Consider the following 25127-nt stretch of genomic DNA (forward strand, 5'->3'; position numbering starts at 1 on the left):
TCGAGGCGCCGGGGAGCCGCCGCGCAGCGCGTGAGGGCGCTCGCCGGTTGTCAGCGGGCATAGGGGCTCTCCACGTCAATCCAGCGTTTCTGCTTCTGCTGGCTGGACGGCACCGGAGCGGCGGGCGGCGACGGCGCGGAGGACGGCGGACGCGCGGCGGGCGATGACGCGACAGGCGTCGATCGCGCGGCGGGCGGCGACGGCGCGGCGGACGGCGGCCGCACGGCGGGCAGCGAGGACGCGACGGGTGTCGGTCGCGCGGCGGGCGGCGGCGCGCTCCGGGTGAGCTTCCCTGGTTGCGCCTCGGGCGCGAGCTCCAGCGCGAGGCTGACCACGAGATCGCTGCTCGCCATGATCTTCTCTTCCCGAGCAAGAAAGCCGGGCGCCTCGGCGCGGAGGACGTGCGCGCGTTCGCCCCTGGCGAGGCGACCCTGGTAGGCGCCCGTCGACAGCGGCGCGCCGTCGAGGAACAGCCTCGCGTCCGCGGGCGAGACGCGGACGACGAGGTTGATCTCCCCCTGCTGCGGCGAGGGCGCCGGAGGCTCGGCCGGCGCCGGGTGCGCGCCGCTCGCGGTGTCGCTCGACGATGGGGCGCGCACGATGCCCAGGACCACGACGCCCGTGGCGAGGGTGAAGGTGATCCCGATCGCGATCACCGTGCGGATCGGGCGCGCGGCGGTCTGCTTCTGCGCGGTTTGCCCGGTCGCGCTCGTCGAGGGCACCATCGAGCTCGCCCTCGCGGTGCTGAACATCGTGGGGGCCGTCGAGGTCGGGGTCATGGACGACGGCCCGGCGCCGAGCTTCGGCAGATCGGCGAGCGTGATCTTCGGCGTGTTCCCGGTCCAGCGGACGTCGCGCAGCTGCTCCTCGACGAGCTGCTTGATCCGCGCCCGGTCCTCCGCGAAATGGTCCGCCGCGAACGCGCCGACCTCCCGCGCGGTCGTGCCCCTGGGGTGCTCCTCGAGCCAGCGCTCGAGCTCCTCCTGCAGCTCGGCCGCGGTGGCATACCGGGCCTCGCGCGCGGGCGCGAGCGCCTTCAGGCAGATCCGCTCGATCTCGGGGTCCACGTCGACGTCGGGCGCCTCCTCTCGGAGGCTCGGGAGCTCACCGATCGAGAGCCGCGCGAGGACCGCGAGGTCGTTGTAGCCCTTCCACATGCGCTTCCTGGCGATCGCCTCCCAGAGGATCACCCCCACGGAAAAGACGTCGGAGCGCCGATCGACGCGCTCCCCGCGCGCCTGCTCCGGCGACATGTAGGACACCTTTCCCTTGAGCATGCCGGTGCGCGTCTCCGACAGCGAGTCGGCCGCCTTCGCGATCCCGAAGTCGACCACCTTGATCACCCCGTCATAGGTGACGAAGATGTTCTGCGGGCTCACATCGCGGTGGACCACACCGATGGGCGTCCCGTCGAAATCGCGCAGCTCGTGCGCGTGGTGGATCCCGGCGAGCGCGTCGCACAGCACCCGGACCTGGACCGGGAGCGGCACCCTCCCGTGCCCGACGCGGGCGCGGAGGCTGCCGAGCGGCTGGCCGTCCAGGTACTCCATGGCGATGTAAAGGCGCTCTCCGTCGTTGCCGACCTCGTAGGTCTGCACGACGTTCGGGTGGTTGAGCCGGGCCGCGAGGCGCGCCTCGTCGAGGAACATGGCGAGGATCTCGGCGTCCTCGCAGAGCTCGATCCGCGCCCGCTTCAGCACGACGAGCTTGTTGAACCCGGCGGGCCCCTGGGCGACCGCGAGGCACACGTCGGCCATGCCGCCCCGGCCGATCTCGGCGATCGGGCGATATTTCCGCCAACCGTTGGGGTCGCTGGGAGCGCGCATGCCACCTGGGCCGGCCCCCCACCGCGCGGGGGAAACCGCGCGACAGGATGGCCCTGACCTGTTGCTTGAACGCAAACGCGACGTGACGTTCCTGCGAAGACGATCGCGTCCGCCGTGGCTTCACGCCGGCGTGAGGAGGCAGCTCTGGGACGAGCGCCGCGCTACCGCGCCGCGCCGGCCCGGCGCTCCAGCCGGGAGATGAGGTTGCGGCGCTCGTCCGACTCCGCACCTCCGCGCGCGCGCAGCGCGAGCGCGAGGGCGCGCGGGAGGTCGAGCGCCGCGCCGCGCACGCGCATCTCCGGATACGATCGCTCGTACCCGCGCGGCACGCGCAGCGACCAGTTGTCGTCGCTGATCGTGCCGGGGGCGTTGTAGGTCTCCTTCAGCCCGAGCAGGTCGGAGAAGAAGACCATCACGTTCGCCGCCTCGCTCGCGAAGAGATCGGCGAGCTTGGCCTGCGCGAGCAGGTGAGGGTCGGACGCGAGCGCGCGCGCCATCGCCCCCTCCTCGGCCGGCGAGGGCGCGAGGCGGGTGGCCAGGTAGGCCGCCTGCCGGGGCAGCGCGGAGGTCCGCTGCCACGTGTCGAGCAGCGCCCAGAGCGGCGGCGTGTCGTGGGTCCCCACCATGATCCAGTCGGAGGGCGCGGCGTTCTCGCTGCGATAGACGTCCTTCGGGTTGTCGAGATCGGCCTTCTGCGTGACCCGGAAGCGACCCAGGCCGTGCCGCTCCAGGACGCACCGGAGCGGGAACGGGAGCGTGCTCAGCACCTCGCACACGATGTCCGTGGTGGAGCGCCCGCGCGCCTCGGCGCAGCTCGCGATCACGTCGAAGAGCGCGCTGTAGCGCCCGATCTGCTCCGGGGACAGCGAGGTGATCCAGTCGTCCGCGTACCGCGGCGCGGCGCGGTTGAGCTGCGCCGGGGAGACGATGGCGTAGCGGGCGAGCAGCGGGTGGTCCGGCAGATCGGGCGACGAGAAGAGCCGCGCGCCGCCCTGCACGGCGCGGAGCGGATCCGGGGCGTCGGCGACGTAGACCCACGGGCAGACCAGGCCGTGCGGGTGGTCGATGCGCACGCCGTCGAACTCGTCGAACATCTTGTCCATCCGCGCCCGCACGAGCGCGAGCGCGCCGGCGGAGGCGCCCGTGTACTGCGCCGGATCCAGGACAGGATAGTTCCACACCTGGCCCTCCGGGTTGGTCCGGCTCGGCGGCGCCCCCATCAGATAGCCTTTCAGGAAGACCGATTGATGGGCCCAGGCGTCCTGGGGCGAATAACCGATCTGCAGATCACCGTAGAGCTTGAGCCCGAGCTCGGCCGTCACGGTCCGGAGCGCCGCGTGCTGCTCGTGCGCGACGAGCTGGCAAAAGGCGTAGAGCTCCACCTCGTCGCGGTACCGGTCGAGGAGCTCTCTCCTTCGCTCCTCGCACGCGACCGCCTCGCCGGGGCCAGGCGCGAACAGGCGGCGATCCAGGTCCGGCTCGCCGGCCCAGCCGTGGAACGAGCCGCTCCGGTGCTCCGCGCAGAGCGGCGCGTAGAGCGCGTCCCGCTCGAGCCACGCCGCGTGCCGCTGCTTGAACGCGTCGAGGCGCGCCGCGAGCGGCGCGAGCTCGCCACGCCCCCGCCGCGCGACGAACGCCGCGAACGCCTCCCGGAGCGCGGCGCGCTGCGCGCGGTGCGCATCGCCGTGCAGCGCGCGCCCCTCGCGGCCGCCGGGCTTCCCGGCGACGATCTTCGCCAGCGACTCGGGGCGGAGGAGCGCGCCCCAGGGGCCGTCCTCCGTGAGCCGGGCGAGCGCGATCGACAGCGTGCTCCGCGAGAAGATGGTGCCGTCATAGGGAGACGCGTTGTCCGCGGACGTCTCCCCCTGGGGCCCGAGCTGGAGCCCGTTGAACCCGAGATCTCGAGCGAAGCGGAGGAATCGGCGCCCGCCCTCGGTGTAAGGGGAACCGCGCCCGATGTCCTCCGCGTCGTCGGACGGAAAGCTCGGATCGTGGATCGCGAGCACCAGGTTGCGGATGCCCAGCAGCCGCAAGGCGGCCCGCACGAGCTCCCTCTCATCCTCCTGTGCCCGAACCTGGGTCGGCTCCGCCTTGCCCTTGTCGTTCCCGGCGTCCTTCATCGCGGTAGGTATAGCGATCGAGGGATCGGCCCGCCAAGGACGCCACGAGGAAGAGGTATTTTCCCCAGGGCAGATCGATCGCGCGGCCGGACGGCGGCCCTGCTCATCGTCATCTCGTCAGGCGCCGAGGCGCGGGCCCGTCGCGACTCCCGCGGTCGCGCCCGCGGGCTCGGCCATGGGCAGCGTGAAGAAGAACGTGCTCCCCTCGCCCACCTCGCTCTCCACCCAGATCCGCCCGCCGTGTACCTCGACGAGCGCCTTCGCGATCGAGAGGCCGAGGCCCGTGCCCTGGTGGGCGGTCTCCTTCGCTTGCCAGTAACGCTCGAAGATCCTCGACCGCTGATCCTCGGGGATGCCCGGGCCCGTGTCGCGCACCGAGAGCAGCACCTCCCTGCCCCACGGCTGGGCCCGGAGGGTGATCTCGCCGCCCGCTGGCGTGAACTTGATCGCGTTGCCGACGAGGTTCGCGATCACCTGCAGGATGCGGTCGCGATCGCAGAGCGCCCGCTCCACGCCGAGCTCGATGCCCTGCTCGAGGCGCAGCGATTTCTCCGCCGCCTCCTCCCGCAGAAGCTCGATGGCGTCGCTCACGAGGCCGGCCACGTCGTGCGCCACCGGCTGGATCGAGACGTGGCCGCCGTCGAGCTTCGCGAGGTCGAGCAGATCGCGGATGAGGCGGTTCATGCGATCGGCCGATTTCTGGATGCGCTCGACCGGGCGCCTGAGCTCGGCCGACTCGTCCGAGCTCGGCAGCTTCCGGCGCAGGAGGCTCGTGTTCATGACGATGGTGGCGAGCGGACTCTTGAGATCGTGCGACACCACCGCCACGAGCTCCTCCCGGGCGCGGATCGCCCGCTGCGCGCTCTCGTACAGCCGCGCGTTGTCGATCGCCAGCGCGGCCCTCCGCCCGAGATCCTCGGCGAGCGCCCGGTCGTCGGGGCCATAAGGCAGATCGTCGCGGCCCGACGCGATGGTGAGCACCCCGAGCATCGCGCCGCGCGTGACGAGCGGCACCGAGATGTAACGCTGCAGGCCGAGCTCCCTGAGGAGCGCCTCGCTGGCCGAGGCGGGCGGCTCGCTGTCGCGCGACGCCCGCTCGCCCTCCGCGCCCGCGAGCTCGCAGAGCACCGCCTCGCCCGTCGAGAGCACGCGCGCCACGCCGACCGGGAGGACCGCGTCGAGCGGCGTCGGGCCCTGCAGCAGGCGGGCGAGCTCGCTCTTCTGGGGATCGGCGTGCGCGACGACCGCGCGCCGGAGCATCCCCTCGCGCTCCAGGACGTCGACCATGCACCAGTCGGCGACGAACGGGACCGGCAGGCGCGCGACGCGGACCAGCGTCGCCTCGTAGTTGAGCGAGCTGGAGAGCAGCCGGCTCGCCTCCGAGAGGAACGCGGCGCGGCGCTGCGCCGCCTCGGCCGCCGCCCGCCCCGCCTCCGCGGCGGCGAGGTGCCGCGCGCGCTCGCGCTCGTTCTCGATCATGCGGGCGTAGAGCAGGCGGTGGACGAGCGCCGTGCGGAAGGTCGCCGCGAGCCTCCTCATCATCCCCCGGTACTGGGGCGCGAACGGGGGCTCGCCGTCGAAGCAGAGGATCAGGCTGGAGGCGCCGCTCTCGCCCTGCCCCTCCAGCGAGAAGTGCCACGTCACGAGCCCGGGCCGCGCGAGCTCGGGGTAGGGCAGGCAGAGCCCCTCGCCCGCGCCGCCGGGCCCGCCGCACGCGGCCGGGATCCGCGGGGGGATCGGCAGCGCGCGCGAGCTCGCCGAGAGCCCCGCCGCGTCGAGGAGCCGCGGGGCGCGCGGGGTGGGCTCGACCAGCACGAGCACCGCGATGCAGCTCAGCCGCTCGGCGAGCCGCTCCAGGAAGAGCGCCATCGAGAGGTGGGGATCGAAGAGGTCGAGCGCGGCGACCGTGAGCTCCTGGAGGACGCTGAGCAGCGCCAGCCGGTCCTCCTGGATCTCGTGATCGACCTCGCTCCCCATGGACAGGGCTCCGGCGCTCAGCCGCCCAGCGCGAGCACGACGGCGGTCTTGTTGTGGAACTGCGGGACGCCCCGGCCCAGCGTGCCCACCTCGCCGAACGTGAGGCAGCCCATCACCGGGACGCCCTGGCCGAGCTCGTTCTCGAAGGTGACGAGCTCGTCGCGCACCGTGTCGCCGAGCATCATGCACCGCGAGATGCAGTCGAACACGAAGGCGCCCGCGATCGGCCCGGCCACCGCGGCGCGCGCCGTGGTCGCGGCCTCGCGCGCGGCGCCGACGAGGCCGATGGGGTCGCCCTCCATGACGCGGATGAGGCAGCCGTCCGGGACCTCGCCGACGCAGTAGAGCCCGCCCGGCGAGACCACGCGCAGGGGGTCGCGGATGACGTGCTCGCCGTCGGCCTGGGGGATGCCGAGCGGGTGGGTCATGGCGAAGGTCGCGAAGCCGTCGAGGTTGACCTGATCGCCCCGCGCCCTCACGGTGCGCTGGTAGACCGAGAAGGCGTCCTCGTACTCGAGCTCCGTGACGACCGTGCCCTCGGTGCGGGTGACCATCGTCGGGGGGCCGTACGGCCGGAAGCCGTGGCGGATGCCGGTGGCCATGCGCGAGGGCGAGTCGATCGCGACCACGACGACGCTGTCCGAGTAAGCGCGCCCGCCCGCGAACTGCGCGGTCCGCATGAAGCGGAGGTTATCGCCCGCGCCGCCGCCGGCCCAGACGACGCCCGTGCCGCCGACCTCGACCGCGCCGCGCACGACGTCGGCCGCATTGCCCGTGAGCGCGTCGGGCAGCACGATGAGCGCGCGGCTCCATCCCGCGGGAACGGACGACGGGAAGCCCTCGAGCGCGCGCGAGGCGGCGAGCACGCCCGCGCGCCGCCCCTCCTGGCTCACGGGGTGCGCGACGCCGACGCCGACGCGCACCGCGTCCGAGGCGACCAGCCCCACGACGAGCCCTTGCCGGAGCAGCCGGCTACCCGCGAAGACCCCGGCCGTGCAGCACCCGGCCCAGGGAACACCAGGCAGCTCGCTCGTCATCGCCGCGGCCAGCGCGTCCGCATCATATTGATCCGTGGACAGCACGAGCGCGAACGCGGGACGCGCCATGTGCGGCGAGCGCGCCGACTCGCGGAGCGCCGCCGCCACCGATTCCGAGGCAGCCTTCTTCGGATCCGGCGTGGAGCTCGCTCCGACAAATACCTGTGTAGCCATCTCTCTTCCCCCCTGAGGAATTAGGCACTCGCGTTATACTGGAGATTCACCCGATCGTCACGGCGCGCGACTCTTCCGTCTTGTCGTCCGTACGGGGCGCTCCCATCTCTCGGGCGACTCACGACTTTCCCGGCGCGACGCGAGGGCGAAAGGCCGGACAGAGCAACCCAGGCCACGACGAGACCTGCATGAGGAGAGAGAGGCGTCCGGAACCGAGGGGGCAGAAACCTCATCTTTCACGAAGAAAACGTGCGCGGCAAGCTCGTCAGGGACGCCTGGGGCGCTCCGCGGTGATCACAGAGAGGCAATCGGGATCATGGCCGCGCGCCGGACGACGCAGCGCACCAGACGATCAACATGCGATTGCGGATCACAGGCCGTGGGGCCTAATGCCCAAGGCGGAATCGCAGCGTGTCGCCGGGGCGCAGCCGGGCGAGGCGTGGTTGATCCGCCTGGCGAACGACGGCCAGCACGGGATATCCGCCGGTAACGGGATGATCCGGACCCAGGACGATCGGTGTTCCGTCGGTCGCTATCTGGACGGCGCCTCGGAGCATGGGGGCCGGCAGCGCGAGATCCGGTCCCTCCCGCGGAATGCGCCCCCCTTCGAGCCGCACCCCCACCCGGTCGCCCCACCGGGAGATCCGCCACGCCGTCTCGAGCAGCGCGTCCAGCGCGGCGGCCGGGAAGCGCGCGGCGTGCGGGCCCGGGTCGACCTCGAGCAGCGGCGTCGGGCCCTCGGCGGGGGCGCCGGCGGGGCCCACATCGGCCGGAGGACCGGCGGGCTCGGCCTCGTCCCCCACCGGGAGGCGATCGCCGCGGCGGAGCGGCCTCCCGTCGAGGCCTCCCAGCCGGGCCGCGAGCAGGGTCGCGCGCGCGCCTGACCGGACGGGGACGCCGATGCCGCCGCGGACCGCGAGGTAGCGCACGGCGCGCGACGTGGCGTCGATGCGGAGCGCCTCGCCGTCGTGGAGCGTCCGCGGGCGCTCGCCGTCGATGGAGACGAGGAGGCGCCCCTCCGCGCAGATCGTGAGGTCGCCCAGGGGGATCTCGATCGCGGCCGCGCCGGACGGGTTGCCGACCGCGAGGTTCGCGGCGGCGTGGGTCACCGCGTCGAGCGGCCCCGAGGGAGGGAGCCCCTTCGAAAGCATCCCCCGCCGCCCCGCGTCCTGCACGGTCGCCCCCGGGGGCGCGGCGACGATCCCGAGCGCGCGCGGCGCCCTGTCCTCGCGCGGCGCGGGCCGCGCGGCGGGCGGCGGAGGGCCGGCGTCCTCCGGCGCCACGGCGATGAACCGGACGCGGTCGCCGGGCGCGAAGAGCGCCGGCGGATCGCGATCGGCGTCGAAGAGCGGCGGCGCGGAGACCGCGCGCCCGAGCAGCGTCCAGCCGCCCGGCGAGCTCATCGGGTAGATGCCGGTGAAGGTGCCCGCGATCGCGACGCTCCCGGCCGGCACGCTCGGCCGGGGCGTGGCGCGGCGCGGGCGCACGAGCCGCTCGGCGACGTCGCCCATGTACGCGAAGCCGGGGAGGAAACCGAGCAGCTCGACCACGACCTCCCGCCCCGTGTGCAGCGCGACGACCTCGCGCGGCGTGGCGCCGAGGGCGGCGGCCGTCTCCGCGAGGTCGGGCCCGTCATAGACGACGTGGATCGCGTGCTCGCGCCCGCGCAGCGCCGCCGGGGAGGAGGCCTCGCCGGAGCCCGGATCGAGGTCGGCCGAGAGGCGCGAGAGGAGCGCGTCGACGGCGGGGCGCGCGCCCTCCGCGATGCCGGCGAGGATGAGCGTGCCGGCGCCGAGGACCACCTCGGAGAGCGCGCCGGGGGGCAGCGCGGCGCGGACGAGCGCGGCCGCGGCGTGGGTCCGCGCCGCGCGGTCCCGCGCGCGCTCCAGGCCGAGGTCGAGGTAGATCGCCGCCTCGCCGTAGGGGAGCACCGCGCGCGGCCTCATCGCGGGCCGCCGCCCCTCGCGGCGAGGAGGCCGCGCGCCTCGAGCGCGGCGCGCACCGCGCGCGCGTTCTCGAGCGCGCCGGGCGTGTCGCCGTGAACGCAGAGGGTCTCGAAGCCGCCGGCGTCGACGAGGCGGGCGGCCTGCGCGGCGCACGCGGCGGCGCTCGTCAGGAGCGCGCCGGGCGCGCCGCGCGGCAGGAGGCGGCCAGCCCCGTCGTAGCCGCGATCCGCGAAGCCCTCGCGCGCGTAAGCGAGGCCGAGCGCCCGGGCCACCTCCGCCAGCGCCCCGGAGGGCGGCCCGACCACCGTGAAGAACGCCCCGCCGAGCGCGGCGGAGGCGCCGTCGAGCGCCGCCTCCGCGAGCTCCGGATCGCGGGCGGCGTCGTGGTAGAGCGCGCCGTGGAGCTTCAGCGCCGAGATGCGCACCCGAGCGCCCTCGGCCGCCTCGCGGAGCGCGGCGCACTGGGCGCGAACGCTGTCGCGGAGGTCGCCCGCGGCCATCGGGAGGCTCACCCGGCCGAAGCGGTCCCGGTCGGGGTACGAGGGGTGCGCGGCGATCCTGGCGCCCGCGCGGCCGGCGACCGACGCCGCGCGCGCCATCGAGCGGGCGTCGCCGGCATGTCCTCCGCAGGCGATGTTGGCGACGGTGGCCAGGGAATACAGCTCGTCGGGCTCGCCTTCGAGCTCGCCGAGATCGATGTTGAGATCGATCGGCCCCACACGCTCCTCCGACGCTGGCAGGCCGCGATGATTGGAGAGCCCGCGCGGCTCGTCAAGGCAGCGCAGGCCCTCGGTCCCCGGTCCCGCCGCCGCGCGCCGGCCACGCTCAGGGAGAACACGGAGCAGCACGCTGCGAGCTCGCCGTGCTAGGCGGGGGCGATGCGGGTCCATCTCACCGCGACCGCCGCCGCGGCCGTACGCCGCGGCCACCCGTGGGTGTACCGCGACGGCATCGCGAGCGCCGGCGGCCACCCAGGTCACCGCGGCGCGCGCGCGCCCCGCCCCGCCGCCGCGGCCACGGCCGCGTCGGGCGAGGTGGTCGATCTGTCGGCCGAGGGCGCGCCGTTCCTCGGGCGGGGGCTCTGGGACGAAGGCTCCCCGATCGCCGTCCGCGTCTTCCAGCGCGCGCAGGCGCCGCTCGACGAGCGCGCCATCGCCGGGCGGCTCGAGCGCGCCTTCGCCCTGCGCGACGGCTGGTTCGCCGGGCGCGACACGACCGCGTACCGCCTGTGCAACGGCGAGGGGGACCGGGTGCCGTCGCTCGTCATCGATCGGTACGACCGCGCCGCGGTGGTGCGCCTCGACGGCGGCGCGCTCGCGCCGTGGCTCGACCGCCTGCTCCCGCACCTGGCCCGCGCGCTGGGCGCGCGCGGCGTCCGCTCGATCGGCCTGCGCGCCCAGGGGGACGCCGAGGGGAAGAAGCTCGCGCACCTGCACGGGCCGCCGCTGCCGGAGCGCCTCTTCGTGAGGGAGATGGGCGTCGCGATGGAGGTCGACCTCGCGCGCGGCCAGAAGACGGGCGCGTTCCTCGATCAGCGCGACAACCGGGCCCGCGTGCGGGCGCTCGCGGCCGGGCGCCGGCGCGTGCTCAACCTGTTCAGCTACGCCGGCGGCTTCTCGGTGGCCGCGGCGCTCGGCGGCGCGGGCCGGGTCACCTCCGTGGACTCGGCGTCGGCCGCGCACGCGAACGCGCAGCGCACCTTTCGCGAGAACGGCGTCGATCCGGCGGCGCACGAGTTCGTGACGGCCGACGTGTTCGATTTCCTCGAGAAGGCGCGCGCGCGCGGCGATCGGTACGACCTCGTCATCTCGGATCCGCCGAGCTTCGCGCCGAGCGAGCGCGCGAAGCCCCGCGCGCTCGGGGCCTACCGGAGGCTGCACACGGCGGTCGCGCGCGTGCTCGAGCCGGGCGGCGTGCTGTGCGCGGCGTCGTGCTCCAGCCACATCACGGCGGAGGACTTCCTGGCGACGCTGGACGACGCGACCCTCGAGCGGGACGACCTCCGGGTCCGGGCGATCCACGGGCAGCCGGAGGATCACCCGACGCTGCCGGCGTGGTGGGAGGGGCGGTACCTGAAGTTCGTGGTGCTGGAGTGAGCGGCGGCCGCGGAGCCCGCGGCGCCGAGCGACATCAGGTGTCTGCGTCGGGGTCGACGCCCAGCGCCCGGAGGCGCGCGGCCAGCCGCTGCGCCCGGAGCTCCGCCTCTTCGGCGCGCTTGCGCTCGCCCTCGGCGCGCTCGCGCTCGCCCTCGGCGCGCTTGCGCTCGCTCTCGGCGCGCTCGCGCTCGCTCTCGGCGCGCTCGGCCCCTGTCAGCAGCAGCTCACCGTCCTGGTCGCGCCACCTCAGCCATGGACCGCTCATGCCCTCGAACTCGCCGTCCCACTCCACGAGGCCGAGTCCGAGGAGCTCGAACCAGGGCTGGATCGGCACGTAGAGGTCGCCGCGCAGCTCGAACGCGTGGAGCGCCGCCTCTCCGAGGTGCCGGGCCGGATCGTAGACCACGTAATGGGGGATGCGCATCCCCGCGTAACCGCGGCGCTTCCTGCCGAGCTCCTCGCCCTCCCGGTTCGATACGACCTCGATGACGAGCTCGGGCGGCTTCCCGAACTCCCAGAAGAGGTAGGTCCGGTTCTCCTTGGCCCAGCGGGGCTCGGCAGGCACGACGTCCAGGCTGAGGAAGAAGTCCGGGACGAGCGGGGGCCGCTTCACGGACGAGAACAGCCCCACGTTGGCCGCCGCGAGGAAGGGGCGGGGTCCTCCGCTCTCGTCCGGCGGCGGCCCGCTCCAGCTGGTGTACAAGCTCTCCGTCAGCAGCCGCTGCTGCTTCTCTGAAGGCAGGTTGTCCACCGGCGTGTCGTCCTCCACCACGAGGCCGGAGATGTCGGGCCGGTCGACGACGGGGCTCTCGGGGTCCCTTTGTGCTGCGGCGCCAGCCATGCGGCGATCATGCTCCGCCCGCCTGGAGGCGTCAACGCGGCGTCGGGCCACGCCGCGCGACCGCGCGCGCGTCCTGCGTCACCTCCCCGCGAGGCGCCTGCCCAGCAGGAACGACGCCAGCGCCTCCGCCTTGGGCACGAGGGTCCTCACCTCGATGAGCTCGTCCTTCGTGTGAAAGCCGCTCCCCCGCGGGCCCAGCCCGTCGATCGACGGGATCCCGATCTCGGCCGTGGAGCTCGCGTCCGACCCGCCTCCGATGAGGGGCGCCTCGGCGTCCCCGAGCCCCGCGGCCCGCGCGCAGGCCGCGTATTCCCGGTAGAGCCCCGCGCTCGCCTCGGTCCGCACGAGCGGCGCCCTCGAGATCGCGCTGTCCACGCGCACGGACGTGCCGGGGACGTCGGCGGCCGCCTCGCGCGCCGCCGCCGAGAGCGCCGCCATGATCGCCTCGCCGTCCGCGAGGCTCACGAAGCGGAAGTCGACCGCCGCCTCCGCCGCGTCGGGCACCGTGTTCCTGCTGTGCCCGCCGCTCACCTTGCCGACGTTGACGGTCACGTTCCGCGCGGCGTCGGTCAGCCGCTGCGCCCAGTCGATGAAGCGGGCGAGCGCCCAGATGGCGTTCGCGCCCTGCTGGTGCGCGTTGCCGGCGTGCGCCGCCTTGCCCGTGGCCGTCACCGTCGCGGCGCCGGTCCCCCGGCGCGCCGTGATGATCCTGTCCTCCGCGCGCCCCGCCTCGAACACGAGCGCGCAGCCCGCGCCCGCGAGCTCCCGCTGGAGCAGCGGGCGCCCCTCGGGCGACCCGACCTCCTCGTCCGACACGATCGCGAGCCGCACCGGGATCGAAGGCAGCGCGCCCACCTGCTCGAGCGCCCGCAACGCCTCGATCACCACGACGAGCCCGCCCTTCATGTCGAGCACGCCGGGCCCGCGCGCGACGTCCCCGTCCAGGCGAAATCCCTCGAACGTCCCCGGCGGGAACACCGTGTCGAGGTGCCCGACCAGGGCGACGTGGCCCGCCGGCGAGGCCTTCGCCGCCTCGCTCTCCGCGATCCAGTGCGCCGCGAAGCGCGCGCTCGCGAGCCGCCGCACGCTCAGGCCGGGGATCGTCGCGAGCTCGGTGGCGATCACCTCGCCCACCGCGTCGCCGCCGCGCGGGTTGTCCGTGAACGAGTTGAGGTTCACGAGCCGCTCGAGCAGCGCGAGCATCGGCTCCGTGCGACCGGAGAGCGCCTGTCGGACAGCGTGGATCACGGCTCGAGCATGCCACCGGAGCGCCGGCGGCGCAGGGGAGGCCGGCGACCTCTGCCCTGGCCGCGGCAGAAGTGGTACGTGTCCCCCTCATGAAACGGTCCAGCTCACCACGGAGGCACCCGTGACCACGTCGGAAGGCCCGCTCGTCATCAAGCTCGGCGGCGAGGTCGTGGGCGGCCCTGCCCTCGCCGTCCTCGCCGGCGATCTCGCCGAGCTCACCCGCGCCGGCGCGCGCGCGGTCGTCGTCCACGGCGGCGGCGCGCAGGCCACCCGGCTGCAGGAGCGGCTCGGCATCCCCGTGCGGCAGGTGGCGGGCCAGCGCGTCACCGACGCGGAGACGCTCGACGTCATGAAGATGGTCGTCGCTGGCAAGCTCAACGTCGACCTGTGCACCGCGCTCCTCGCCGCGGGCGTCCGCCCCGTCGGGCTCCACGGCGCGAGCGGCCCGGCCCTGTCCGCCGTCAAGCGGCCGCCGCAGGTCTACGCCGGCGCGGGCCCCGAGCCGGTGGACCTCGGCCTCGTCGGCGACATCACGGGGGTCGACCGCGGCCTCCTCGAGCTCCTGGCGAGCGGCGGCTACGTACCCGTCCTCGCCTGCCTCGGCGCCGGCGAGGACGGGCAGGTCTACAACATCAACGCCGACACGGTCGCCAACCGGGTCGCCATCGAGCTCGGCGCCGCGGGGCTCTTCCTCGTGAGCGACGTGCGCGGCGTGCTGCGCGACGTGTCCGATCCCGCCTCGCGCATCCCGAGCCTCACGGTCGCGGAGGGGCGCGCCCTCATCGCGAGCGGCGCCGTCACGCGCGGGATGATCCCGAAGCTCGAGGAGTCGTTCGCCGCGCTCGCGGAGGGGGTCCGGCGCATCCACATCGTCGGCCGGCTGAGCCCGGGAGATCTCGCGCGCGAGGCGAGCGCGCCGGGCTCCATCGGCACCGTGCTCGTGCCCTGAGCCGGCCCGGCCGCCCTCGCCCGGGCCAACCGCGCGCCGTATGCTCCACGGCGCGACGATGGCGGCGACGCAGACAGCGCTCTCGTTCCTGAACGCCCACCGCGAGGAGATCGCGCTCGGCGCCGGCGCGTTCCTCGCGAGCCTCCTCGCGAGCATGGTCGTCATGACCATCGTGGTGATCCGGCTTCCCGAGGACTACCTGGAGCGGACGGAGAATCCGCCGTTCTTGCCGGGGTGCCCTGCGTGGGTGCGCGCGGCGGCGCGGGTGGGGAAGAACGTGCTGGGCGCCGTCCTCGTGGTGCTCGGGGTCGTGCTCGCGCTGCCCGGCGTGCCGGGCCAGGGCGTGCTGACGATGGTGATCGGCGTGATGCTCCTGGACATCCCGGGCAAGCGGCGCCTGGAGCAGCGGGTGCTCGCAGCGCCGAAGGTGCACGCCGCGGTCAACCGCGTGCGCGCCCGCTTCCATCGCCCCCCGCTGCGCCGTCAGGCGGGCTCGGCCGGCTCCTCGCCCGGCGAGCGCTGAGCGCCCGAGGCCGCCTGCGGGCGCGCGGTGGACGCGCCGCGCGCGCGGCGCGAGGTCTCCCCGCGCGCGCGGACGAGGTGCCAGGCGAAGAGCGAGAGGGAGAGCGCGAACCCGAGCCCCGCCGAGACCCACTCCCGCGGCGCGAGCAGGATGCAGCTCGCCACGAAGGCGCACGTCGCGAGCGAGAGGCGCTCTTCAGCGTCGGGCATGAGGATCTTCCGCTCCTCGTTACTGCCGCCCGGCGCGCGCATCAAGCGCGGCGCGCGCCTCGTGCGGCGCCGACGCGGTTAGGGTAGGTATCGAGCCAAGGAATGGCGAGCGCTCCGCTCGCCAGGATCGATCCCGACGCCCTATGGAGACACGAGACGACCGCGGCGACGCCGCGAAGGACGAGGACACCGCCGCGAAGGGAGAGGACGCCGCCGCGAAGGACGAGCGCGCGCCCGTGGCCTCGTGGTGGGACATCCTCCGGGACTGCTTCTTCACGTTCGATCGGCGGACGCTCGGCTTCACGCGCATCCTGCTCGGCTTCTTCCTCATCGGCGACCTGTTCCGCCGCACGTGGGCGTGGACCGACATGTTCGCGGACACCGGCGTCCTGCCGAACCACGTGAACCTCTGGCGCCCGCAGGGGAGCGGCAACTTCTCGCTCGTCAACGCCTTCTCGACGTCGGGCGAGCTCTGGGTCCTGTGGGCCGTCGTCCTCGCCACCTACGTCTGCCTGCTCATCGGCTGGAAGACGAAGCTCATGCAGGTGCTCTCGCTCGTGTTCGTCACGAGCATGAACGGGCGCGTCCTGCTCATCGAGAACGGCGGCTACGTCGTCCACAACCTGCTCCTCCTGTGGACGTGCTTCCTGCCGATGGGCGACCGGTTCTCGGTCGACGCGCTCCTCGCCTCGCTGAAGCGCAGCCGCGAGCGGACCGCCGACGATCTGAACGACCGCAGCACCCTCGACGATCCGGCGAAGCCGGACCAGCACGTGACCCTCATCGGGCCCGTCCTGCTGATCCAGATCTCGGCGATCTACTTCTTCAACGTCGTGCACAAGACCGGCCCCGCCTGGAAGAACGGGACCGCGGTCCACTTCGTGCTGTACGTCGACCGGATGGTGACGCCCATCGTGGCGGACCTCCGCGACTACGCGCCGAACTGGATGATCCTGTTCATGACCCGGATGGTGCTCGCCTTCGAGGCGGCCATCCCGGTGTGCCTCCTGTCGCCGCTCGGCCGGGCGTGGGCGCGGAGGCTCGCGCTGGTCATGATGAACGTGCTCCACATCGGCTTCGGCGCGACGTTCGTGCTGGGCCCCTTCGCGTGGGCGCTCTGCGTGTTCTCGACGCTGCTCATCGGCCGCGAGGACTGGGAGATCGCCGCGCGCACGATGCGGCGCCTCCACCGCGCCCGCGTCGTGCTCTTCGATCCGCGGTCGTCGGGCGCGCTCTTCGCGTGCCGCGTGCTGAAGCGGATGGACCGCTTCGGCCTGCTCGCCTTCGAGGAGTCGACCGCCGCGGCGCGCGCGCTCTCGGTGCGGCGCCCCGACGGGGCGCTGGTCACGGGCGCCGAGGCGCTCGCCGACATGATCGCGGCGCTCCCGCTCGGCCCCGCCGTGGCCTGGGCGCTCCGCCTGCCGGTCGTGGGCGGCGCGGTGACGGCGGCGATGGACGCCTCGCAGCGCCGCAGCCTGGGCAGGGCGCTCGGCCTGCGGATCCCGGCGCGCTCCGAGGTCGCGCCCCCGCCCGCGCCGATCCGGGTGGCGGGCCGGAAGGCGCTCGCCGCGCTGCGCGAGCTCGCCGTCGTCGCGATGTTCGTCGGCGCGGTCAACCAGGCGGCCGTCGAGCTCTGGGTCATCAAGAACCGCTGGAAGGTCCCCCACCCCGAGCCGATCCGGGTCCTCTCGCAGAAGCTCCGGTTCCTCCAGGGCTGGTTCATGTTCTCGCCCAACCCGGTCATGGATGACGGAACGCTCGTCGTCGACGCCGTGACGGTCGACGGCCGGCACATCAATCCGTTCACGGGTGAGCCGCCGAACTTCGACCTCCTGAACGCGAAGAGCTTCGGGTACAGCCAGATCTGGTGCGACTACTTCGCCCGCATCAAGCTGCCGGGCAACAGCGCGTACCGGGACGCCATGAAGGAGTACATGTACCGGTACCCCGAGCGCACGGGCCGGCCCGAGGACGCGATCGTCTCGGGCGAGGTGTACTGGGTGAAAGACTGGAACCCGAGGTGGGGCTCGACACAGAGCTACGGGGAGGAGCGCGAGCGGCTCTTCTCCTTCTACAACCCGAAGGCGCAGGCGCGCGCGCACACCGGGGCGCCGGCGCAGCCCGGGAACGCCGCGGAGTAGCGACCGCATCGCCCGGGGGGCGCCCCTGGGCGCGCCTCCGGCGCCGGAGGCCCGCGCGCGGAACGAGGCCTTGCCGGGCTGCCCGGCCCCCGGCGAGGGTGTTCGCCGAGGGCCTCCCCGATCGGTGCCCAGCCCAGGGACGAACCTGCGCGGCGCAGCACCGGGCAGATCAGCCAAAAGCCGCGCCGCCGGACGGAAAAAAGGATCTGTGCTTGACAACCACGGCGCGGCGAGTAGAGTCCGCGCTCTCGAAAGCGAGGGCCTGTAGCTCAGTTGGGAGAGCGCTAGAATCGCACTCTAGAGGTCGCAGGTTCGATCCCTGTCAGGTCCACCCCCTCGTTTCTTTCTTATCAGTTCTTCTTGATTTCCTTCCCGGGCGCGCGGGTGCGCTCGATAGGCGTGAGCAGCGCCTGTCGCGTCGTCGCGGACATCGGGAGAATCGCTGGTCCCTGCCAGGGACCACGCTCCTGGTCACAGCGTCCAGCCGACCTGCGCAGGCGCCATCCTCCTGCGGGAGATCGCGGCGGCACGATTCCCCGGCCCCGTTCAAAGAGCCACCGGGTGAGCTCGACGAGCAGCGCATCGCATGCCGGCATCACGTGCTGGCCGGCGCCACGTCTTGATCGGGTTGGGGGGTCTGCGACGGTCCGTGGCAGGCGCCGGCGGCGGCGCGGTGGCGGACGCCGGTGGCGGGCGCCGGCGGCGCAGTGACGGGCGCCGGCGGCGGCGCGGTGGAAGAACGATGACGGGTGTGCGCGCGCCGCCGTGCGGAGCCGCGGCGCGCGCCTTGCCGTGGCAGGGAGCGCTCAGTCGTCGATCGGCTCGAAGTCGGCCTTCGTCGCGCCGCAGTCCGGGCAGATCCAGGTGTCAGGCAGGTGCTCGAACGCGGTCCCCGGCGCGATGCCGGTGTCCGGATCGCCGAGCGCCGGATCGTAAATGAACCCGCAGACGACGCATCGATATTTCTTCATCGAAAGTTCTCCTCGGAAGCTGGGCGCACCGCCCGGGACGCTACCACGGTGCGGGGCGCGGCTGCAGACGAAGCGCTCGCGCCGGGAGCCCCGCTTCGTGAGGCCTCCTGCCGCTCGCCCGCCGCCGCTCGCCCGACGCCCGCGCCGCCCGACGCCTCAGGGCGCCGGAGCGCCGCGCACGGCGAGCTGCTTCTTGCGCAGCGCACGCGCGATCGGCCAGTAGGCGAGCCGGAGGAGCCAGCGCGGGCAGACGACGCCGAGCATCACGACCAGCCACGCCACCACCCCGGGCACCACGAGCGCGCGACCCCGGTCCACCGCGCGAACGAGCGCGCGCGCGCAGCGCTCCGGCGAGATCGACAGGAGCGCCGGCGGCTCGAGGCCGGTGAAGTTTCCCGCCATCTCGTTGAACTCCGTCCGGACCGGGCCCGGACACACCTGCGTGACCCGCACGCCGGTGCCCGCAAGGTCGAGGCGAAGGGCCTCGGTGAAGCTCGTGACGAAGTGCTTCGTGCCGATGTACGAGGCCATCCCCGGGGCGAACGTGAGGCCGAACCCCGAGCTCACGTTCGCGATCGCGCCGCGTCCTCGCGACACCATCGGGCCGACGAGCCGGTGCGTGAGGTAGGCGAGGCTCGTCACGTTCAGCGCGATCATCTGCTCGGTCCGCGACCACGCCGAGAGGTCGAACAGGCTGAGGTCGCCGAAGCCGGCGTTGTTGACGAGGACGTCGATCTCCCCGACCTCGGCCGCGGCCGCGAGGAGCATCGCGTCGACCGCCGCGCGGTCGGTGACGTCGCAGCCGAAGACGCGCACCACGAGCGCCGGGCGCGCCGCGGCGAGCTCGGCGCGCAGCGCCTCAAGGCGATCCTTGCGGCGCGCGACCAGCACGAGCGCCCGGGCGCGGGGCGCGACCTCGAGCGCCAGCGCGCGGCCGATGCCGGACGACGCGCCGGTGATGAGCACGACCCCGCTGTCGATCGGCGACTGCACGGCGCCAGGGTTGCTCAGCGCCCCCCACGCGCGCAAGGGGAGCCCACGCGCAGGCAGCCGAGGCCGTCCGGCGCGGCGGGCCTGTCATACACATCCCCCCCTCGGCGCACCTTTCGAGCGTCGCCGCACCACGCGGCCCGGGAGTCTGCGGGCGCGACGGCCGCGCGCGTTGACGTTCAGGGCGGCTCTCTTTACCGTGGTCGCCGTCCTCACGAGCCAGGAGACCTCATGCGTTGGCCCTCATCTCTCATCAGTGTGCTCCTCGTCGCCGCCGGACTGGGCGCGTGCGACCGATCGGCGGAGAATCAGGCCCCCCCGGCCCAGACCGCGAAACCTGCCGCGACCTCGACCGCGGCGGCCGCCACGAAGCCGCTCGTCTTCGATCCGAAGGACGTCAAGGCCTTCAAGGTCCTGCCCGCCAAGTTCGAGTATGACAAGAACCCGATCACCGATGACAAGGTGACCCTCGGCAGGATGCTCTGGTACGAGACGCGCCTCTCGAAGAACCACGACATCTCCTGCAACTCGTGCCACGACCTCTCCAACTACGGCGTCGACAACAAGCCCTTCTCGCCCGGCCACAAGGGGCAGCTCGGCGGCCGCAACTCGCCCACCGCCTACAACGCAGGCCACCACATCGCCCAGTTCTGGGACGGCCGCGCGGAGAACCTCGAGGAGCAGGCCAAGGGGCCTATCCTGAACCCCGTCGAGATGGCCATGCCGGACGAGAAGCGGGTCATCGCGACGCTCAAGTCCATCCCCGAGTACGTCAAGCTCTTCAAGGCCGCCTTCCCCGACGACAAGGACCCGGTCACGTACGACAACATGGCCCGGGCCATCGGCGCGTTCGAGCGCGGCCTCGTCACGCCGTCGCGCTTCGACAAGTACCTGGGCGGCGACGACAAGGCGCTCACCGCCGAGGAGAAGGCCGGGTTCCACAAGTTCATCTCGCTCGGCTGCCCGACCTGCCACACGGGCGTGGCCGTGGGCGGCTCGAGCTTCCAGAAGCTCGGCCTCGTGAAGGAGTACCCCGGCCTCAAGGACAACGGGCGCTTCGACCACACGAAGGACGAGAAGGACAAGTTCTTCTTCCGCGTCCCGAGCCTCAGGAACGTCGAGAAGACGTTCCCGTACTACCACGACGGCTCGATCGCGTCGCTCGACGAGGCCGTGAGGACGATGGCGTGGCACCAGCTCGGCGTGGAGGCCAAGCCCGAGGAGGTGAAGTCGATCGTCGCCTTCCTCAAGGCGCTCACCGGCGACCTCCCGACCGAGTACATCAAGAAGCCCGAGCTGCCGCCGAGCACGGCGACCACGCCCAAGGCCGACCCCAGCTGAGCCGCGCGGGCCGCGCCGAGGGGCGCGGCCCGCCCGCTCGCCTCCCCGGACGAGCTCAGAAATCGAGGAAAGGTGTCCTGGAGCATGGGTGAAGGTCCGCCCGCCCTGCGTCCCCGGGGGCAGCGCTCGCAGAGATCATGAGAGATCATGAGAGGAGGCGCGCTGGGTGGCCTCGATGGGAAACGGACCTCTGGGCCAGCGCGGCTACTGCGCCCTGAACAGGTCCAGGAGCCCCTGCCCGATCGCGGACGGGTCCGGCAGGGCAATGCCGGTCGGCTCCGTGCCCTCGAGGAACACCTCCTGGATCGCGCTCTCCTGGCCGGGCATCGCCATCATCCCCGTCACCGGATCGATGTCGAGGTGCACGATCCCGAGCGGCTCCGGGAAGTCGGTCGCCGGCCGCCCCGCGTGCGCCTTCTCCATGAACGCGACGAAGGCCGGCAGGGCGGCGCTGCTGCCCGACTCGCTCGCCCCGAGCGGCGCGGCGTCGTCGAAGCCGGTCCAGACGGCGCACGCGACGTCCGTCGAGTAGCCCACGAACCACGCGTCCCGGGCGTGGTTCGTCGTGCCGGTCTTGCCCGCGATCGGCCGGCGCAACGACCGCGCCTGCTTCGCCGTGCCGGTCTCGACGACGGAGCGGAGCAGGCTGGTCGTGACGTACGCCTCCGCCGCGGTCATCACCGGGCGCGGCGCCGGGCGCGCCGGCAGGGGGAGGACCTCGCCGTGCGGCCCCGTGATCCGCGTCACGAGGGCGGGCTCCTGGTACGCGCCGCCCGCCGCGAACGTCGCGTACGCGGCCGCCATCTCGCGCGGGGTCACCTCGTAGGCGCCGAGCGCGAGCGACAGGTCGGCGCCGAGCTTCGAGCGGATCCCGAGCTCGCGCGCCCAGGCGACCACGGCCTCGGGGCCGACCGCTCGGAGCGCCGACACCGCGGCCACGTTCACGCTCTGCGCGAACGCCTCGCGCAGCCGCTTCGGGCGCTGCCCCGCGCCCTCGTCGTGGTTCCCGGGCCGGTACCCCTCGAGCGCCGCCGGGTCCGTCTCGAGCATCGACGCGGGGGTGAGCTTGCGCGCGTGGATGCCGTAGCCGTAGACGAACGCCTTGAACGTCGACCCCGGCTGGCGGTGCGCGTGGCTCGCCCGATCGAACCCGCCGCGCGCGCCCTCGTAGCCGCCGACGAGCGCGAGGATCTCGCGCGTGCGCGGGTCGATCGCGACGAGCGCGCCCTGCGGGCCGAGGTCGAGCCGGAGCGAGCCGGACGCGGGGGCGCCCGCGAAGCGCACGCGCAGCACCTTGCCGACCTCCGCGAAGCGGCTCGGCGGGAGCCCGCGCGGGTTGTACCGGCGCTCCTTGCGCAGATCGACCGCGCCCTGCGCGGTCCCCACCCGGACCGCCAGCGTGCCGCGCGCGTCGTCGGCGCCGGTCACGACGCCGAGGTAGGCGCGGTTCGGATCGGTCGGGGTGCCCTGGAGCGGCGCCGGATCGCCCTTCTTGCGGGCGAACGGCGCGACGAGCCCGTGCCGCGCGGCGTAGGCGTCGAGGTTCTGGCGCACGGCGGCGCGCGCCGCGGCCTGCAGCGCCGGGTCGATCGACGTCAGGACCGTGTAGCCGCCGTACCGCGCGTCCGGGCCGACGGCCTGCCGCAGCGCGCGCTCGGCCTCGGCGAGGACCTCGGGCGCGAGCTCGTCGGTCGGCTCCGGCTCGGGCGCGAGGCGGATCGGCTCGGCGAGCGCGGCGTCGACCTGCGCCGCGGGCACGAACCGCTTCTCGCGCATCTGGCCGAGCACGAACGCGCGGCGCTGCAAGGCGCGCTCCGGCTTCACGCGCGGCGAGTAGATGGAGGGGCCCTTCACGATGCCCGCGAGGAGCGCCGCCTCGGCGAGCGTCACGTGCCGGACGCTCTTGCCGAAGTAGTACCGCGCCGCCTCCTCGACCCCGTAGCGCCCGTGGCCGAAGTAGATGTGGTTGAGGTAGAGCTCCAGGATCTGGTCCTTGGTGAGCTCCTGCTCGATGCGGCGGGCGAGGAGGAGCTCGCGCATCTTGCGGTCGAGCGTGCGCTCGTGCGTGAGCAGCACGTTCTTCACGACCTGCTGGGTGATCGTGCTGCCGCCCTGGCGCGCCTCCGCGGAGCGCAGGTTGACGAGCAGCGCGCGGAGCATGCCGAGGTAGTTGAAGCCGTCGTGCTGGTAGAACCTGGCGTCCTCCGCGGCGAGCGCCGCGAGGCTCATCACGGGCGGGATCTCGGTGACGGGCACGAGGGTCCGGCGCTCGGTGAAGAGCTCGCCGATCACCGTGCCGTCGCGCGCCAGGAACCGCGTCACCTGCGGCGGGTCGTAGTCTTTCAGCTCCGCGGTCGTCGGCAGGTCGCGCTCGTAGCGGCGGACGACGAGGAAGAAGGCGACCGCGCCGGCGGCGAGGAGGCAGGCGAAGGCGATCGCGAGCCGCCTGGCCCAGCGGAGGAGCTGGGCGCGGCGCGGCGGCTTCGGCCCCGCCGCCGGCGGCTCCTCCCCTGCCCCGCGGGGCGTGGGCCGGAAGGCCGCGCGGAGCGCCGCGCCGAGCCGCGCCCACGGCGGGCGCGCGGGCGACGCGGCCACGGGGCGCTGCGGCGACCAGAGCCGGGTCGGTGCGCGGTCGCTCGGCGGCGGGGCGGAGCCCTCCGCGCCTGCCTCGCACGGGAGCGCGCGCGGTGCTTCGTACGGGAGCGTGCGCTCCACGTCGTACGGGAGCGTGCGCTCCACGGCGGTGGCGGCCCGCTCGCCCTCGGCCCGGTCGCCCGCCCCTTCGGGCAGCGCACCAGGTCTTCGCGGAGGGTCCGAGGCCATGCGTCAGCGCGCCGGGCTCACCCGCGCCACCGCGGCGCCCGAGTGCGGTGGCCCATCCACGACACGGTATCACGAGCCCGGGCGCCTCGGACGGCGAACGTCACTGGATCTTCCACCTGTGGCGTGTCCGCTTGCCCTCGAAGGACGTGCCGGCGAGCAGCGTCTTGTCGATCGCCACGAACGTATCCGAGGGCACCGAGGTCCGGAACCACCGGCCAAGCCCCTCGTTCTTGATGCGGCCGTGCTGCCGGTAGACGATCGAGTATCCGTTGCGCTCGAGGATCGCCTCCACGCCTCGGCCGCTGTGGTCGAACACGATGTCGGGGCGACGGGTGCCGCAGCGCGCGTCGATCATCTTCTGTTTCGCGAAATAGGTGCGGAAGTGGAGCACCATCCCGATGCGGCGGCGGCTGAGGACGCCGGGCGGCAGGCAGGTCAGGAGCTCTCGTGTCGAGAGGGAGCAGGTGTCGATGAGCTCCGCTGAGCCGTAGTGCTCCTTGAAGACGTGATAGGCCGTCATGCCCGCCTGCGACGACATCACGACGAAGCGGTGGTCCGGCCTCTTCTGCTTGATCTCCCGCATCGCGTCGAGGACGACCGCCGCGATGGTCGTGTCGCGGAGGTGGGTCTTGTTGGCGAGCTCGAACCAGGTGTAGCCGTGCTCTCCGATCTGCGCCCGGAGCGCCTCGCGCAGGCCGAAGGTCGACCAGAGCGGCCGGCCGGAAGATCGGGAGTCGGCGAGCATGACCACCCCGACCAGGTTCGCCGCGACGAGCGGCACGAGCGCGATGCGCACGCGGCGCGCGGCGCCCAGCGTCGCGGAGAGGCCGGCCATCGTGACGACGACCATGAGCGGGAGGCCGTGCGCGATGAAGCGCCCGCCGGTCATCCAGTCGCCGCCGGTCAGGACGATGAAGGCCACGTAGGCCACCGTGAAGGCGGCCGAGAGGACGGCGGCGTGGCGCGGCTCCCGCCGGAGCGCCGCCCGCGTGATCTGGGAGAGGCCGAGGGCGACGCCGGCGATGAGCCCGAGCCCCGTCGGGTAGAGGTGCTTCCAGAGATAGGACAGGCCGTCGGCGACGTCGATCCCGGCGGCCTTCGAGTAAACGGGGTTCGGGAAGAACGCGCCGAAGTAGAGCCGCCGCGCGCCGAAGAGGATGGCGGACTCGGCGCCGGCGACGGCGCAGGCGACGAGCGCCGCCCGCGCCTCGCGCCACCGTCCTTGCGCGGGATCGGCCCAGCGCTGCCGGTACAGACAGTAGACGAGCGAGGCGGCGAGCACGCACGCGATCACGAGCGGGCTCTCGGGCCGCGCGCACAGGAAGAAGAGCGAGGCGCCGGCGAAGCGGAGCAGGGCGCGCCGGCCCGGCGCCACGAGGTAGCGGTCGAGCTCGAGGACGAGCCACGCCGCCGCCGCGGCGACGAGCGTGCTCTCGAGGCCGCCGAAGCCCCAGTAGACGAACCACGAGGCCGTCGCGACGAGCAGCTCGGCGCCGCGCGGGGCGCCGGGGACGGCGGCGCGCGCGAGCCGCGCCACGAGCGCGATCGCGAGCACGCCGGCGGCGATCGACGTGAGCGGGCCGAGGGTGGGCAGCGGCACGCGCGTGAGCGCGCCGAGCAGCGCGAGCAGGACCACGTGGGCCAGGCTGGAGCTCTGCTCGACGCGCTCGCCGTTGTAGTTGAGGATCTGGCCGAGCTCCTTGAGGGTGTGCGCGGCCCAGTAGGTGATGTGGCTATCGTCGTGACCGGGCGCGGAGAAGAGCACGAACCCGAGCAGAAGGAAGGCGGCGATCGCGGCGAGCACCACCGTGATCCCGCGCGGCAAGCGTCTCATGCGGCGGCGAGTCTAAGCATACCCCGCCCGAGCCGCCAACGCCGGCGCCTCGCCGGACGGGCGATGTCGGACGCCGGCGGG

General features: G+C 73.6%; 18 protein-coding genes and 1 tRNA gene. 6 read left to right on the top strand and 13 right to left on the bottom strand.

The window, feature by feature from the left end:
- Positions 1-50 precede the first annotated feature (50 nt).
- From WMF31_RS34445 to WMF31_RS34470, 6 genes are all read right to left on the bottom strand, one after another.
- On the bottom strand, positions 51-1826 hold the full coding sequence (locus tag WMF31_RS34445) for a serine/threonine-protein kinase (RefSeq protein WP_436606007.1): 1776 nt from the start codon (positions 1824-1826) through the stop codon (positions 51-53).
- Positions 1827-1987: 161 nt separating this feature from the next.
- Positions 1988-3946 (bottom strand): 4-alpha-glucanotransferase, encoded by a 1959-nt coding sequence (locus tag WMF31_RS34450; protein WP_436606008.1) that lies wholly within the window; start codon positions 3944-3946, stop codon positions 1988-1990.
- Between the two features lie 117 nt (positions 3947-4063).
- Complete coding sequence (locus tag WMF31_RS34455; RefSeq protein WP_436606009.1) at positions 4064-5923, bottom strand: ATP-binding protein; 1860 nt, start codon at positions 5921-5923, stop codon at positions 4064-4066.
- 17 nt (positions 5924-5940) lie between these two features.
- Positions 5941-7134 (bottom strand): FIST signal transduction protein, encoded by a 1194-nt coding sequence (locus tag WMF31_RS34460; RefSeq protein WP_436606010.1) that lies wholly within the window; start codon positions 7132-7134, stop codon positions 5941-5943.
- Between the two features lie 386 nt (positions 7135-7520).
- Positions 7521-9080: a carboxyltransferase domain-containing protein gene (locus WMF31_RS34465; protein ID WP_436606011.1), complete on the bottom strand. Its 1560-nt coding sequence runs from the start codon at positions 9078-9080 to the stop codon at positions 7521-7523.
- Entirely contained in the window at positions 9077-9799 is a 723-nt protein-coding gene (locus WMF31_RS34470) for a LamB/YcsF family protein (protein ID WP_436606012.1), read from the bottom strand. Before WMF31_RS34470 ends, WMF31_RS34465 begins: the two co-directional genes overlap by 4 nt.
- Positions 9800-9958: 159 nt before the next feature.
- Here WMF31_RS34470 and WMF31_RS34475 point away from each other — a divergent pair, with 159 nt between their 5' ends.
- On the top strand, positions 9959-11176 hold the full coding sequence (locus tag WMF31_RS34475) for a class I SAM-dependent rRNA methyltransferase (protein WP_436606013.1): 1218 nt from the start codon (positions 9959-9961) through the stop codon (positions 11174-11176).
- A gap of 34 nt (positions 11177-11210) precedes the next feature.
- Here WMF31_RS34475 and WMF31_RS34480 read toward each other — a convergent pair whose 3' ends face one another.
- Complete coding sequence (locus tag WMF31_RS34480) at positions 11211-12017, bottom strand: Uma2 family endonuclease (protein WP_436606014.1); 807 nt, start codon at positions 12015-12017, stop codon at positions 11211-11213.
- Between the two features lie 78 nt (positions 12018-12095).
- Positions 12096-13265: a M20 family metallopeptidase gene (locus WMF31_RS34485; protein ID WP_436606015.1), complete on the bottom strand. Its 1170-nt coding sequence runs from the start codon at positions 13263-13265 to the stop codon at positions 12096-12098.
- Positions 13266-13386: 121 nt separating this feature from the next.
- On the opposite strand from WMF31_RS34485, the gene argB reads away from it, so the two are divergent.
- A complete protein-coding gene (argB, locus tag WMF31_RS34490; protein ID WP_436606016.1) occupies positions 13387-14214 on the top strand; it encodes an acetylglutamate kinase in 828 nt (275 codons plus the stop codon).
- 58 nt (positions 14215-14272) lie between these two features.
- Positions 14273-14737 carry a hypothetical protein gene (locus WMF31_RS34495; protein WP_436606017.1) on the top strand — a complete coding sequence of 155 codons (465 nt, stop codon included), beginning with the start codon at positions 14273-14275 and terminating at the stop codon, positions 14735-14737.
- Here the strand turns inward: WMF31_RS34495 and WMF31_RS34500 are convergent.
- Positions 14698-14946, bottom strand: coding sequence for a hypothetical protein (locus WMF31_RS34500; RefSeq protein ID WP_436606018.1), 249 nt, complete (start codon positions 14944-14946; stop codon positions 14698-14700). The genes WMF31_RS34495 and WMF31_RS34500 overlap by 40 nt on opposite strands.
- Before the next feature lie 143 nt (positions 14947-15089).
- Between WMF31_RS34500 and WMF31_RS34505 the strand changes: the two genes are divergently transcribed.
- Together WMF31_RS34505 and WMF31_RS34510 are read left to right on the top strand one after the other, a co-directional pair.
- The gene (locus WMF31_RS34505) at positions 15090-17087 is read left to right on the top strand and encodes an HTTM domain-containing protein (protein ID WP_436606019.1); all 1998 of its coding nucleotides are present in this window, start codon (positions 15090-15092) and stop codon (positions 17085-17087) included.
- A 258-nt stretch (positions 17088-17345) separates the two neighbouring features.
- A tRNA-Ala gene (locus tag WMF31_RS34510) sits at positions 17346-17418 on the top strand.
- Between the two features lie 475 nt (positions 17419-17893).
- Here the strand turns inward: WMF31_RS34510 and rd are convergent.
- Both rd and WMF31_RS34520 read right to left on the bottom strand, forming a co-directional pair.
- Positions 17894-18058, bottom strand: a complete 165-nt coding sequence (rd, locus tag WMF31_RS34515) for a rubredoxin (protein WP_129344775.1) — start codon at positions 18056-18058, stop codon at positions 17894-17896.
- A 156-nt stretch (positions 18059-18214) separates the two neighbouring features.
- Positions 18215-19051, bottom strand: a complete 837-nt coding sequence (locus WMF31_RS34520; RefSeq protein ID WP_436606020.1) for an SDR family NAD(P)-dependent oxidoreductase — start codon at positions 19049-19051, stop codon at positions 18215-18217.
- 228 nt (positions 19052-19279) lie between these two features.
- Between WMF31_RS34520 and WMF31_RS34525 the strand changes: the two genes are divergently transcribed.
- The gene (locus tag WMF31_RS34525) at positions 19280-20389 is read left to right on the top strand and encodes a cytochrome-c peroxidase (RefSeq protein WP_436606021.1); all 1110 of its coding nucleotides are present in this window, start codon (positions 19280-19282) and stop codon (positions 20387-20389) included.
- Positions 20390-20593: 204 nt separating this feature from the next.
- Here WMF31_RS34525 and WMF31_RS34530 read toward each other — a convergent pair whose 3' ends face one another.
- On the bottom strand, positions 20594-23212 hold the full coding sequence (locus WMF31_RS34530; RefSeq protein WP_436606022.1) for a PBP1A family penicillin-binding protein: 2619 nt from the start codon (positions 23210-23212) through the stop codon (positions 20594-20596).
- A gap of 100 nt (positions 23213-23312) precedes the next feature.
- The gene (locus WMF31_RS34535; protein WP_436606023.1) at positions 23313-25046 is read right to left on the bottom strand and encodes a hypothetical protein; all 1734 of its coding nucleotides are present in this window, start codon (positions 25044-25046) and stop codon (positions 23313-23315) included.
- Positions 25047-25127 lie beyond the last annotated feature (81 nt).

It is taken from the genome of Sorangium sp. So ce1036 (assembly GCF_051369805.1).
GTDB lineage: Bacteria > Myxococcota_A > Polyangia > Polyangiales > Polyangiaceae > Sorangium > Sorangium cellulosum_F.